We start from the raw sequence: 12636 nt of genomic DNA, 5'->3' as shown, positions 1-12636 counted from the left end.
CGCGAAAGGCATTCCCATGGCAGACCTGCACGCCGAGACCGTCGAGGACGTCTTGGCCATCGCGAGCGAACGCACCGGCCACACCGAACTGGACTCCGCCTCCTGGAAACCGGGCCTCGAGCTGGTGTTGGAAGAGATCAACACCAACCCTTCCTACACCCCGTTCGGGCGGCAATACCTTCTGGACGAATGCGTCAAGGTCCTCGAACGACGACTGAAAGTGCACCATCACATCCGGGAGTACCCCGAGATCCTCGAGGAGAAGATCGAACGTCCACTCGTGATCCTCGGTATGCCCCGGACCGGCACCACCGTGATCAGTTACCTGTTGGACCAGGACCCGGCCCGCAGATCGCTGCTGCACTGGGAATGCATGCAGCCGGTTCCTCCGCCGACCACCGAGACCTTGCGAACCGACCCGCGATGTCTGGCGATGCTCGAAGAGCAGAAGGCAATGCTGGAGATGATCCAGCAGGCGAACATGGCCCTGCCGCACTGGGAAGACGCCGATGGCCCCACCGAGGACATGTTCATCCACAACCAGGACTTCAAGGGCCTGTCCTGGGATGCGTTCATGACCAACACGCGGTACGCCGAATGGCTGCTGAACAAAACCGATATGTCCACGACCTACCGGTATCAACGGCGCTACCTGCAACTGCTCCAGTCCCGCGCACCGGGCGCCTGGAGTCTGAAAATGCCTTCGCACGCCGTCCACATCGACGCGCTGCTGGCCGAATTCCCCGACGTGCGCATCGTGTGGGCGCACCGCGACCCCTACAAGGCCACCGGATCCCTGGGCAACCTGTGGCGGCTGCCCAAGTCGATGGTCACCACGCCCGAGGGCGTCGACTGGCACGAACAGGGGCGGAACGCACTGACCCAGATGCAGGCCCACGTCGACCGGCCGTTGCGGGCCCGGGAAAGAATCGGCGACGACCGGTTCTTCCACATGCACTACTCCGAGATGATGCGCGATCCCTTGGCGGTCATGCGCGATATCTACGACTGGGCAGGCGATGAGCTCACCACCGAGACCGAATCCCGGATGCGGAGCTGGCTGGACGCTCACCCGCAGAACCGTTTCGCACCCAACGAATATCACCTCGATCAATTCGGTCTCACCGTCGAGGACCTGAAGCCGGTATTCGCCGAGTACCTGGACACCTTCCCCGCCATCGAGTTGGAGGGCCTGGGCTGAAGCCCCGGGTACCGACGCCGACTCGCCCGCAGTCACCAGACTGATCGACAGAATCATTAGGTAGGTCACGGTGCCGAAAACCGTCTCACCCGAACAGGAAATCGCGCGTTACGAACTGGGACACCTGGCGTCGCTGGAATCCGAAGCGGTGCACATCATCCGGGAGGTCGCCGCCGAATTCGAGCGGCCGGTCCTGCTGTTCTCCGGCGGCAAGGACTCCATCGTCATGCTGCACCTCGCACTGCTGGCGTTCCGGCCCGCTCGACTGCCGTTCCCGGTGATGCACGTCGACACCGGCCACAATTTCGCCGAGGTCATCGCTACCCGGGACCGGATCGTCGCACAGGCCGGCGTCCGCCTGGAAGTCGCCTCGGTGCAGGACGACATCGACGCGGGCACGATCGTCGACAACCCGGTTTCACGCAATCCGCTGCAAACCACCACCTTGCTGCGCGCTATCCGGGAACACCGATTCGACGCGGTCTTCGGCGGCGCCCGCCGTGACGAGGAGAAGGCGCGAGCCAAGGAACGGGTCTTCAGCTTCCGTGACGAATTCGGCCAGTGGGACCCGAAATCGCAGCGGCCGGAACTGTGGAACCTCTACAACGGCCGGCGCCGGCGCGGCGAGCACATCCGGGCCTTCCCACTGTCGAACTGGACCGAATTCGATATCTGGTCCTACATCGGCGCGCGCGGGATCGAACTGCCGCGGCTGTATTTCGCCCACACTCGCGCGGTGTTCCGCCGCGACGGAATGCTCTGGGCAGTGGACGAACACATGCGGCCCGCTGACGGCGAAGAAACCTTCGAAACCTCGGTGCGATTCCGGACCATCGGTGATGTCACCTGCACGGGCTGCATCGAATCCACCGCGGCCACCGTCGAGGAAGTCATCGCCGAGACCGCGGCCTCGCGACTGACCGAGCGCGGCGCCACCCGCGCCGACGATCGTATTTCCGAAGCGGGAATGGAAGACCGCAAGAGAGAAGGGTACTTCTGATGGCGACGCTGTTACGCCTGGCGACGGCAGGCTCGGTGGACGACGGTAAGTCCACCTTGATCGGCCGTCTGCTGTTCGACGCCAAAGCCGTTCTCGAAGATCAGCTCTCGGCCATCGAACGCACCTCGAAGAACCGCGGCGACGACTACACCGACCTCGCCCTGCTGACCGACGGACTGCGTTCGGAACGCGAACAAGGCATCACCATCGACGTTGCCTACCGCTACTTCGCCACGGCCAAACGCAAATTCATCATCGCCGACACCCCCGGCCACGTCCAATACACCCGCAACATGGTGACCGGAGCCTCCACGGCACATCTGGTGATCGTGCTCGTGGACGCGCGCAACGGCCTTGTCGAACAGTCCCGGCGACACGCGTTCCTCGCCTCCCTGCTCGGTATCCGCCACGTAGTGCTCGCGGTCAACAAGATGGATCTGGTGCAGTGGGACAAGGACAGATTCCACCAGATCCGCGACGAGTTCCACGATTTCGCGACACGACTGGACTTCCACGACGTCACCGCCATCCCCATGTCCGCCCTGCTCGGCGACAACGTCGTCGAGACCTCGCAGAACACGCCCTGGTACACCGGTTCCGCGCTGCTGCCACACCTGGAAGAGGTCTATGTCGCAGGCGACCGGAACCTGGTCGATGTCCGCCTCCCCGTCCAGTACGTCATCCGACCGCAGCGCCTCGACCACCAGGACCACCGCACCTACGCGGGCACCATCTCCAGCGGCGTGCTGCGCCCCGGCGACGCGGTCATCGTGCTGCCCGGCGGCAAGAAGTCCACCATCACCGCCATCGAGGATCCCACTGGTCCCGTCACCGAGGCATTCCCACCGATGTCGGTCCAAGTCGCACTCGCCGACGACATCGACATCTCCCGCGGCGACATGATCACCCGCGTCGACAACCAACCACGCGCCACCCGGGAATTCGACGCCACCATCTGCTGGATGACCGACAGCGCGGCGCTGCGCGAGGGCAGCCAACTCCTGCTCAAACACACGACCCGGACCACGCGAGTACACATCTCACGACTGAGCTACCGACTCGACGTGAATACCATGCAGCGCGACGAAACCGCCCAGCAGTTGGTGCTCAACGATCTGGGACGTGTGAGCCTGCGTACGCAGGCGCCGCTGCTGCTGGACGACTACCGCAGCAGCCCCGGCACCGGATCGTTCATCCTCATCGACCCCGACGACAACGGAACCGTCGGTGCGGGCATCTGCCTGCGAGCGGTCTCCGAACGCGACGCCGAACGCGCCGCGAGTCCGAACACCGTCAAGCACCCGGCGCTCGTCACCAGCGGTCAGCGGCAGTTCCGGGGCCGGACGGTGTGGTTCACCGGCCTCTCCGGATCGGGCAAATCCACCGTCGCAGTCACCGCCGAACAGCAATTGCTCGCCGCAGGCACACCCGCCTACGTGCTCGACGGCGACAACCTGCGCCATGGCCTGAACTCGGACTTGGGATTCACCCTCGGCGACCGCGAGGAGAACTTACGCCGCCTCGCCCACGTGGCGGCGCTGCTCGCGGAATCGGGCCAGGTCGTGCTCGTCTCGGCGATCAGCCCACTCGCCGAGCATCGTGACCGCGCACGGCGTATCCACGCCGACGCGGGCGTCCCGTTCCACGAGGTCTACGTCGACACCCCCCTCGACGAGTGCGAACAACGCGACCCCAAAGGGCTCTACGCCAAAGCGCGCGCCGGTCTCATTCCCGACTTCACCGGCATCGGCAGCCCCTATGAGCCGCCGCAGGATTCGGACCTGCGCCTGACTACCGACGTCCCGGTCGAAGAACTCGCGGCCGAAGTCGTGCGGCTGATCCAGGAGCGGCCATGACCACCGGCGACTCCTCCGACCGGAGGCCACCCGGTGACCACGATCAGGCAGTGTGGCGGCGATGCGCGGCCCGACTATGATCAGCGCATCGGAAAGTCACGCAAACCCAACGTCGAGGAACGCCGGCGCGTCTTGTGCGACGCGGCGATCCGCGTGCTCGCCGACCACGGATCCAAGGGCCTCACCCACCAGAAGGTCGACCAGTACGCCGCGGTCCCCGACGGCACCACGTCCTACTACTACCGCACGCGAGCCGCCCTGCTGCGGGCCGTCGCGCAGCGCGTAGCCGACCGTGACATGGAGAACCTGCGGACGGTCAACGGGCGATCACCCGAATCGGCGTCCCCGTTCACCCGGCTGGCCGAATTGGTGATGGCGCAAGGACACGGCGTCGGTCTCGAACTCAACAAAGCACGTCACGAGTTGTTCTTGCTCTCCACGAGAGATCCGGCGCTGGCCGAAACGTTCGACGGGTTCGTGCGACGAATCATCGATATGGGCCGCGACGCGGTCATCACCCTGCAGCCCGGCGATGACGACGCCCTTCTCGATCAGCAGAATGTCGCACTCACGACGTTCATCTCCGGCGCTCTGCTGCGCATGATCGCCGGGGACAAATCGATCCAGAGCGTCGACCACCTGGACAAGCTCCTGCAAGCGGTCGCGCACGGTGTGACGATGCAGCACACGGCCGGCGATCGATAGTCGGCAAGTAACAGAACAAGCTCGGACAATCTCCTCGATAAGTGATGCCGTTCGAATTACCGGTCTGCGCATCCTGCACCGGATCTGAGATTGCGTACTGTAGCGAGCGGCCGGAAGGCTCAGATATTCATGAATTTCCCCCTTGCCCCCGCAGATCTGTACCACGTCGGCCTGATCGTTCCCGACGTCGAGGCGACCGCCAGGCAATTGACCGAAGTGGCGGGGTACAGCTGGACGAAACCTATCGAATACACCTTGGCCGTTCGGTTCCACGACCGGGCGGAAGACGTTCCCCTCCGTTTCGTGTACTCGATCGAGGAGCCCAATCTGGAACTCGTGCAACAGGTTTCCGGAACTCCCTGGACGGCGCCGGTCGGCAGTGCGGCCCACCACCTCGGATACTTCGTCGACGATATCCCCGAAACGGTCGCGCAGCTCGAATCCGAAGGATTCGCCCTTGAAGCCTGCCTCGCCGGTGATCCCATCTCGACCTTCGCCTATCTGGTTTCGGATACAGGCCTGCGCGTCGAGATCGTCGACCGCAACCTATTCCCGGATTGGAACTCATTCCTGACCATGATGGCGGCTGAGTATCCGTGAACGCATCGCAGGCGCCGCCGGTATTCGCCGTTTCTTTTGCGTGGTCTACTGATGCACCGATCATGGTCGGGCGCGGCGTGGTCGTAGCGCCGCCTCGAACGGCTCGCCGGAGTGGATAACGTGGTCGATCGCCCTGCATGGTGACGATCGTGCGTGTCGGGCAGGGCCGGACGCGAGGCGTTGCGGCGCGACGGGCCTTCGACGATCAGCCGTGCATCGCTGGTCACTCGGCCCGCGTCGGTGACGAGGGCACAGTAGTGCGGCACTCGACTGGATCAGCACGAGAGTCACAGCGTTCAGCCAGAATCGCCACTCCACAACGTATCCGGATGGATGCTCTAGAAAACTAGAGTAATCGACTCTAGGAATATAGAGTGGATCCGTGAACACATCCGGACCGGAAGCTCAGCCCCGCACTCGGAGCGGCGCCGCGAAGGAAATCGACGTGCTCTTCTGGAGAATCAACACGGAGAGTGGGCAGTCCCCGCCTTGCCGGCAACACTGTTGTCCGCGTCGATACGACCCTCGGGATCCACAGGTAAGGACGCGACAACGATGAAATCAGTAGTGGTCACCGGCCCCGGCAGGACCGACGTGGTCGACGTGGCCGATCCGCGACCGGGGCCGGCCGACGTGCTGGTTCGCATGGCCGCGTGCGGCATCTGCGGCTCCGACGCGATGTACACCGCCATCGGGGGGATCCCGCCTCGAGCGGGCCGGACTCCGCTCGGACATGAACCGGCCGGCCGGGTGGTTGCCGTGGGCGCCGAGGTGACCGGCATCGCGGAGGGCGATCATGTCGTCGTCGATCCGATGACGGCCGGAATGGTCGGCAACGGCGGAGCCTACGGCGCGCTGTCGGAGTTTCTGCTGGTCGAAGACGCCCGGCTCGGATACAACATCGGCACCGTCGATCCGCAGGTTCCCTTCGAGGTCGCCGCACTGACCGAACCCATGGCCGTCGCGCGCCATGCCGTCAACAGAACCGCGCCTCGCCCCGGAGACACCGTCGTGGTCTTCGGCGCAGGACCGATCGGCCTGGGCGCGATGATCAGCTATAAGCGCCTCGGCGCGAAGAGTGTGGTCGCTGTGGATATCACGCCGTCACGCCTCGAGACCGCACTCGCTGTCGGCGCGGATGCCGTGATCAACTCCAGTGTCGAAGACGTACACGCGCGCTTGACCGAAATCCACGGCGGATCGAGCAGCGCGTTCGGCGACCCGCGCCCCGCCACCGACATCTACCTCGACGCGGCGGGCGCTCCGGCCGTCATCGAGACGGTGCTGCGGACCATCAAGCACGGTTCCACGCTCGGGATCGTGGCCATGCACAAGGAACCGGTCCCGATCAATTTCGGCGCGCTCATCACCACCGAGGTCACCATCGTCAATGCGATGGGCTATCCCACGGAGATCTTCGAGGTCGCCGACGACATCTCGGCCGACTGGGAGCCGTACTCGGCCGTCATCAGCGACCGGATCCCGTTCACCCAGGTCCAGGACGCGCTGGCCAAGGCCTCGAGCCCGGACGCGGCAGGCAAGGTCGTCGTCACCTTCGACTGACGATTCGGCCCCGCATTCACCGGCGGCCGAGTCATGGAAGAAAGGTGGCCTTCGAGCCCCTGAATCACCCATGAAGTTGGATGCCCGTACCCAACATCTGTCGTAGAGACAATGCACATTGCCTGTGGTGCTGTGGCCGATCCCACGTCGAACGCCAGTGTTGATCCTGTGCGGGCTCGGCCGACCCGCGACGTGCGCAGTGCCGGATCCGGCAAGGGACTACATCCCGACGATGTGATGCGAGGTTGTGTTGTGAGAAGCCGAAGAAGTTCGACCGGTGTACGAACGGCGCTGTCCGTTCTGCCGATCTCAGCGACGGTCATGGTGATCCCATCGATCGCCACTGCCGAGAGGGGAGACTTCTACTCCTACCGTGGAGGCCAGGATCTGGCCTCGCTGCCGAGATCAACCGTCAACTCATCGGCGCGGCGCAGGGCGGGCTGCTGGTGAAACCCGCGCGCACCCAGCGCTACGCCTCCGGCAGTGCCGTCTGGGGCGGGGTCGTGGGCATGGCGTTGGTGGGCATTTCCCGCTCCTACGGGATCGACATCGAGCACAACAGTGGAATGCGAGCAAGCGGCGTATCGCAGCCGGTCGAGCGGCAACCACACGCGCTCACAGACCGAGGCGGGCCCGACCTGACCGTGCACTTCTCGACTTTCGACGCGCTTTCCACGAACAAGAGACGTTCCAGGCTCCTACTGACATCTCCGCAGCCCGAAGAACCCGACGTGTGGCTCACGCTGACCGTCGGCGGTGTGAGATTCCACTTCGTAGCCTGTTTGACTGCTGCCCTGGTATTCATCTGCGACCTGCAGCAGCACCGTCTCGCGGACACGGTACGAGTCAGTGACTCCGGTCCGGCCGACGTCCCGCGGCTACCCAACGAGATTCTATTCCTGGAACCGTGATCAAGCGCGACACCCTCCCCTCCCCTCGGAGGAAATGATCTCGACCGGCGCATACCGGCCATCGACTCTCCGTTTCCGGATCCGGCGCCGGTGTCATCCGCGGCTTCAGAGCCTGAGCAGGCCCGACCAGACTGCCGATTACGAGCAGCCCGCCGACTGTCGCGGAGCCTGCGGCCACGACAGTGGCTCGGTGGCGGTTGATGCGGCGGCGCAGTGTCGCGAGGACACGATCTGCCGGTGTGATCGCAGTGGCGCGGACGATCCACGAACCACGGCCTTCGGCGGCTTTGCGGCGACGCCACGAGTACGCCCCCAGTCCGACCAGCGCGAGCCCCGCAACCAGTGTGCCCAGATCGTCACGGTCATCGACGGTCGCGGTAACCGTTCCGCGAAAGCGGGAGCACCGACGATCACCGCAGTGACGGCAGCCGAACCGGCCAAGGAGCCGGTGAGAAATGCCAATGCCGCCGCGCGAGGGCGCCTGGCCTGCACTACGACGGTTAGGGCGGGCAGGATGCGCACCGGCGACCACGCCACCACCATCGCGGGCCCCAGCAGTTGGGCGAGAACCGCCGGCCAGCCGCCAGATCGGATGAAGCCGCCGTCGACCGCGATCGTCTGGCCGGTGACGTAACCAGCGGCGTCCGAGGCCAGCCATACGACGGCAGCGGCCAGCTCGTCGTGATCGCCGAACCGGTTGAGCACGATTCGCGGCATCATGCTGTCGAGGTATCCGGGCCGGTACTCGTCGATCATCTCGGACGAGAAGAAGCCTCGCCTTCCTCGCCCGCCACCTTCCCGTCACCTCCTGAACGCCTTCCCTGTTCGATCACACCGGTGAAGTCGAGCTCCGGGGTGCAGCTCGCCGACGCGAGCTGGTCGTGGTCGGTCTCAGCGAGGACGACCGATGGCACCAGCTCAACGCCGTGTTCGGCGCCAAGGCCGTACCCGCGCGCACCCACCTCGCGGCTGCACTGAACCTGCTGTTTGGCATCCGATGTCAGGCCATCACCCAAATGAAGGTCAGCGACGTCGCCCATTTCGGCGATCTGGTTCATGTCAAACTCGGCTCTGAACCGTTGCTGCTGCCCGAGGAGGTCGGGCTACTGGCGCAGTCAGCGACGCGAGATCGCCAGGTGCGGAGGCTGTTCGGGAAAACCACCGACCTTCACTGGCTCTACCCCGGCGCCAGCCCCGGTTACCCGATGACAGCTGACGCCTTGGCCGAGAGGGTTCGAGCATTGGGAGTGTCGCCGAGCCCCGCTCGCACCACCGCGCTGGCCTCCCTCGCCATGCAACTGCCTGCTGCCATCATCTCCCGATGGACCGGATTGAGTATCGCCGCAGCTACACGACGGGCCGAAGCCGTCGCGGCAAGCAACGCAGAATATGCCGCACTGCGCCGCACCTGAGCCCCGGCAACGGCCGTCACCGACTCGCGCAAACAGTGGTCATAGCGAGAACGCGCGCTTGAGCCGCGACCGCACGTCTCGTGAGTTGCGTTCGCGGCAGAACAAGACGCCTGCGTCGGAGCTATAGCCACTTGGCCGAACACACTGAAATGCCGAATACCGTGCGTTCGGCACAGTGGCGCCCGATAAACATTCAGGCATCAGGCCTGGCCAGGAGTCTCGCGTTCGAGCCCGAATTCGATGTCGAGGTAGGACATATCGTCTGCTCCCCACGAAGAGAACGGGATCTCGTCCGGTGCGGCGAGGCCGAGAACGTCCTAGGTCAGCGACGCCACTATCGAAATCCGGCTGGGGGCAGCCAGGTAGAACGCGCGGAACTCCGGCATGACGCGGGAAGAACCTGCGCACTGCGGGCAACGTCGACGACTATCGCGGGGAAGGCAAACGATCCCGTCGCACAGCATCGTCCTAGAGGAGAGCGACGCGAAGCTGGGTGATCATCGTGGTCCTGGAGTGTCTGCGGCGAGGAAGGCGGTGACGTCCGAGGCGAAGCGGGGGTGTTTTATCGCGCCCATGTGGGTGGTGCGTGGGTAGATGATCAGGTGGGAGTCGGGGATGCCGTCGGCGGTGCGCCGGAAGGTCTCGGTGCTGTAGGCGGCGTCGCGCTCACCGCCGACGATCAGGGTGGGGGCGGTGATGTCGGCGAGTCTGCCGGTTAGATCGAAAGCATCTTCGGCGTGCACGAAGGCGTGGGTGTCGGCCGGATTCTTCGGCCGGGCCAGCGGGTCGGCCAGCCACATAGCTGCTGCGGCGACGCGCCGCCCGACCGGGCCGGCGAAGGCAGCGGCGGCCATGTGGTGCAACGCCCGGTGACCGGCGATGACCGCCTCCGCATAGCGCATCTGAGATTCCCTGGTGGCGGGCTCCAGCGTGTAACCAGAGGAGGCGATAACCAGTCTGCGCACCGCTTGCGGGTGATCCGCCGCCAGTTGCAGCCCCACCGAACCTCCTGAGGAGACCCCGAGAACATCCACCGGACCGCCGAACTCCGCATACAACGCCTCCGCGTGCTGGGTGGCGATATCGGCCATCGTGGTCCCCGCTGCCATCCCCGGCGCCCGGTTCACCGCGTACACCCGGAAATGCCGAGCGAGTGGGGCCAACTTCTTGATCTCCGAATCCCGCATCCACCCCCGCGGATTAGCGTGATCAGGCGTGAACCACCGCAGAAACACCAACGGCCGCCCCGCCCCGAACGCCGAATAAGGTAAACCGTGCACGAGCCGCCCGTTGGTGACCTCTAGTTCCGCGGCGAGACTGGATTTGCCCATACTTCCTCCTCCTGTCTGGGTGGTTCGCATCTTGAACCGCGCAGCACCGCGAATCCTGACAGGAATCGAATGTGATGTGAGTCACCAAGATTCGACAAGCGGGGCGCCGTGTTCGATGTCGGCCCACCACCGATTGGCCCGCACGAGTTTGTCGGGATTGACCTGACCGTGCACAGCCGCGATACCGGCGGTGGTCACCTCCAAGCACAGCAGCCCGACGACCTGGTCACCGACGGTGATCACCACCGCCGGCGTGCCGTTGACCACCGCGGCGAACATGGTGGGTGCACCGCCCAGCTTCCCGCGTTTGTTCTCGGTCGGCTTGACGAGCAGCCGCAAGAACCGGGCGACGCTTTCGGCGCCGACCAGCGGCCGCGACAGTGTCGGCATAAAGGTGCCGCCGTCGCCGACGCTGACCACGTCCTGGGTCAACAAGCCGATCAAGGTCGCGGTATTGCCGTTGACGGCCGCGTCGAGGAATTCCTCGACGATTCTGGTGGCGGCGACTCGGTCGACCTCGATGCGCGCGTGCCCGGTTGCCATATGCTGCTTGGCCCGGCGAAAGATCTGCTGACAGTTGGCCTCGGTGACTTCGAGTATCTCGGCGATCTCGCTGTGCGGGTAGCCGAACGCCTCCCGCAACACATACACCACACGTTCATTCGGTGAGAGCCGTTCCATAACCGTGAGCATCGCCATCGATACCGATTCACGCTGCTCGACGGTATCGGCCGGGCCCAGCATCGGGTCTCCGGCGAACAGGGGTTCGGGCAGCCACTGGCCCACGTAGGTCTCGCGCCGGGCGCGCGCCGAAGTCAGCTGGTTGAGACAGATGTTGGTAAGTACTTTGGTCAGCCACGCTTCGGGCGACTCGACATAGTCGCGCTCCGCGCTCTGCCACCGCAGATAGGTGTCCTGCACCGCGTCCTGGGCATCGGCGGCCGACCCGAGCAGGCGGTAGGCGATCGCCTCCAACCGCCCCCTGGAGCTCTCGAACAGATCGGCCTCACAAGTACCCGCAAACATCGGGCCATTATCGAGCATCGGGCAAATGTCTGCGACAGTTGACGCGCGTCGGCCGTGCACCACTCCCGCCGATAACGGCACCCGCTGGCACGGTGCGGACACCGGTGCCTGCACCCGGCCGCCCCAGATACCGGTCGTTGTTCCAGGCGGCTCACCTCCTCGGCGCAGGACCCGGACGTCGGAGTGCAACGCGAAACCGTGGACAGTTTCCAGGTTCGCGATCTGTTCGGCGGTAGCGCCGGGTTGCAGGGTCGCGGCGGAGGCGAGTACATGCGGAGGTCATGAAGGAAACGAGCCCATACCTGATCGACGGCATGGGGGCGGGTCAGGCATGCGGTGACCATAGCGACCGGTACAGACACCGCCCCTACGAGCAATGTTCGCAAGGCTCCTTTTCGGCATCAGATGCCCAGAAGTGCGTTCGCCACGCCGGCTTCAGTCAGGGAGAGGGAACGATAAGGCCGCTACTGGTTGGCGCGGACGGGCGGGGACGCTGGCGCGGCCTGATTCAGCCGTTGCCGAAGAATGTCCATTCCCCAGCGCTACGAAGCCGATTCGGTGCCGCCTTCGGACTCGAAGGCAGTCGTTGCTGGCGGGCGTAGCCGTGCGTGTAGGCCACGATGTCGGGGTATCTGCTTCTGAGCTACCCCGTCGGGACGCTGCCCCAGCACATCGGCTTGGAACCGGTCAGCAGGCACAGAGCGTTGAGCGTCGCCTCCAGCAGATAACCAGAGCCGGAGGAGGATCCCGAATCACTGACTGCTGCTGCGGAATTCGAGGGTACCGAGCGGTTCGGCACGGCCGCGGCGACCGGGGCACTGCCGATGGCCAGCGCCAAACCGACCGCCACGGTCGTGATGGACCTGCGGAAGCAGGTGGGATTGGTCTTCGTTCGCATGGTCGGTGACTATGCACGGCCGAGCCGGGGTGTCCAAGCCCGGAGTTCCTTGGTGTGGTTCGGGACGGCCCAGGTCGGTACTCTCTGATCGGCGATGCCCAGGCCCCTCCTTGGCCTTGCGGCTCAGCCCAAC

General features: G+C 64.9%; 11 protein-coding genes and 1 pseudogene. 8 read left to right on the top strand and 4 right to left on the bottom strand.

All coding sequences use genetic code 11. The features are described from left to right. Positions 1-16 precede the first annotated feature (16 nt). From ACFU5M_RS08355 to ACFU5M_RS08325, 7 genes are all read left to right on the top strand, one after another. The gene (locus ACFU5M_RS08355; protein ID WP_379045835.1) at positions 17-1201 is read left to right on the top strand and encodes a sulfotransferase family protein; all 1185 of its coding nucleotides are present in this window, start codon (positions 17-19) and stop codon (positions 1199-1201) included. A 70-nt stretch (positions 1202-1271) separates the two neighbouring features. Further along, positions 1272-2201, top strand: a complete 930-nt coding sequence (gene cysD / locus ACFU5M_RS08350) for a sulfate adenylyltransferase subunit CysD (RefSeq protein ID WP_379045832.1) — start codon at positions 1272-1274, stop codon at positions 2199-2201. Beyond that, positions 2201-4057, top strand: coding sequence for an adenylyl-sulfate kinase (cysC, locus tag ACFU5M_RS08345; protein ID WP_379045829.1), 1857 nt, complete (start codon positions 2201-2203; stop codon positions 4055-4057). The genes cysD and cysC overlap by 1 nt, the downstream gene beginning before the upstream one ends. A gap of 42 nt (positions 4058-4099) precedes the next feature. Further along, positions 4100-4762, top strand: coding sequence for a TetR/AcrR family transcriptional regulator (locus ACFU5M_RS08340; RefSeq protein ID WP_379046002.1), 663 nt, complete (start codon positions 4100-4102; stop codon positions 4760-4762). A gap of 90 nt (positions 4763-4852) precedes the next feature. Beyond that, the gene (locus tag ACFU5M_RS08335) at positions 4853-5362 is read left to right on the top strand and encodes a VOC family protein (RefSeq protein ID WP_379045826.1); all 510 of its coding nucleotides are present in this window, start codon (positions 4853-4855) and stop codon (positions 5360-5362) included. Positions 5363-5917: 555 nt separating this feature from the next. Beyond that, a complete protein-coding gene (locus ACFU5M_RS08330) occupies positions 5918-6925 on the top strand; it encodes a zinc-binding dehydrogenase (RefSeq protein ID WP_379045823.1) in 1008 nt (335 codons plus the stop codon). Positions 6926-7371: 446 nt separating this feature from the next. Further along, positions 7372-7836 (top strand): hypothetical protein, encoded by a 465-nt coding sequence (locus ACFU5M_RS08325; RefSeq protein WP_379045820.1) that lies wholly within the window; start codon positions 7372-7374, stop codon positions 7834-7836. A gap of 597 nt (positions 7837-8433) precedes the next feature. Here the strand turns inward: ACFU5M_RS08325 and ACFU5M_RS08320 are convergent. After that, positions 8434-8610 (bottom strand): annotated as a pseudogene (locus tag ACFU5M_RS08320) (SDR family oxidoreductase); the annotation flags it as partial. Positions 8611-8717: 107 nt separating this feature from the next. Here ACFU5M_RS08320 and ACFU5M_RS08315 point away from each other — a divergent pair. Beyond that, entirely contained in the window at positions 8718-9248 is a 531-nt protein-coding gene (locus tag ACFU5M_RS08315) for a hypothetical protein (RefSeq protein WP_379045817.1), read from the top strand. 497 nt (positions 9249-9745) lie between these two features. Here the strand turns inward: ACFU5M_RS08315 and ACFU5M_RS08310 are convergent, their stop codons facing one another. The 3 genes from ACFU5M_RS08310 to ACFU5M_RS08300 all read right to left on the bottom strand — a co-directional run bounded on the left by ACFU5M_RS08310 (position 9746) and on the right by ACFU5M_RS08300 (position 12503). Beyond that, the gene (locus tag ACFU5M_RS08310; protein WP_379045814.1) at positions 9746-10579 is read right to left on the bottom strand and encodes an alpha/beta fold hydrolase; all 834 of its coding nucleotides are present in this window, start codon (positions 10577-10579) and stop codon (positions 9746-9748) included. A gap of 81 nt (positions 10580-10660) precedes the next feature. Further along, positions 10661-11605: an RNA polymerase sigma factor SigJ gene (gene sigJ, locus ACFU5M_RS08305; protein ID WP_379045811.1), complete on the bottom strand. Its 945-nt coding sequence runs from the start codon at positions 11603-11605 to the stop codon at positions 10661-10663. A gap of 643 nt (positions 11606-12248) precedes the next feature. Further along, positions 12249-12503 (bottom strand): hypothetical protein, encoded by a 255-nt coding sequence (locus ACFU5M_RS08300; RefSeq protein ID WP_379045808.1) that lies wholly within the window; start codon positions 12501-12503, stop codon positions 12249-12251. Positions 12504-12636 lie beyond the last annotated feature (133 nt).

The organism is Nocardia sp. NPDC057455, assembly GCF_042802775.1.
Taxonomy (GTDB): Bacteria; Actinomycetota; Actinomycetes; order Mycobacteriales; family Mycobacteriaceae; genus Nocardia.
Note: the sequence above shows the minus strand (reverse complement) of the source record. Positions and strands in the feature narration are given on the sequence as shown.

Excerpts from the sequence above, each read along its gene's own strand:
- cysC (WP_379045829.1), top strand. The coding sequence starts at position 2,201 with ATGGCGACGCTGTTACGCCTGGCGACGGCAGGCTCGGTGGACGACGGT.
- ACFU5M_RS08355 (WP_379045835.1), top strand. The coding sequence starts at position 17 with ATGGCAGACCTGCACGCCGAGACCGTCGAGGACGTCTTGGCCATCGCG.
- ACFU5M_RS08310 (WP_379045814.1), bottom strand. The coding sequence starts at position 10,579 with ATGGGCAAATCCAGTCTCGCCGCGGAACTAGAGGTCACCAACGGGCGG.
- ACFU5M_RS08330 (WP_379045823.1), top strand. The coding sequence starts at position 5,918 with ATGAAATCAGTAGTGGTCACCGGCCCCGGCAGGACCGACGTGGTCGAC.
- ACFU5M_RS08300 (WP_379045808.1), bottom strand. The coding sequence starts at position 12,503 with ATGCGAACGAAGACCAATCCCACCTGCTTCCGCAGGTCCATCACGACC.
- sigJ (WP_379045811.1), bottom strand. The coding sequence starts at position 11,605 with ATGTTTGCGGGTACTTGTGAGGCCGATCTGTTCGAGAGCTCCAGGGGG.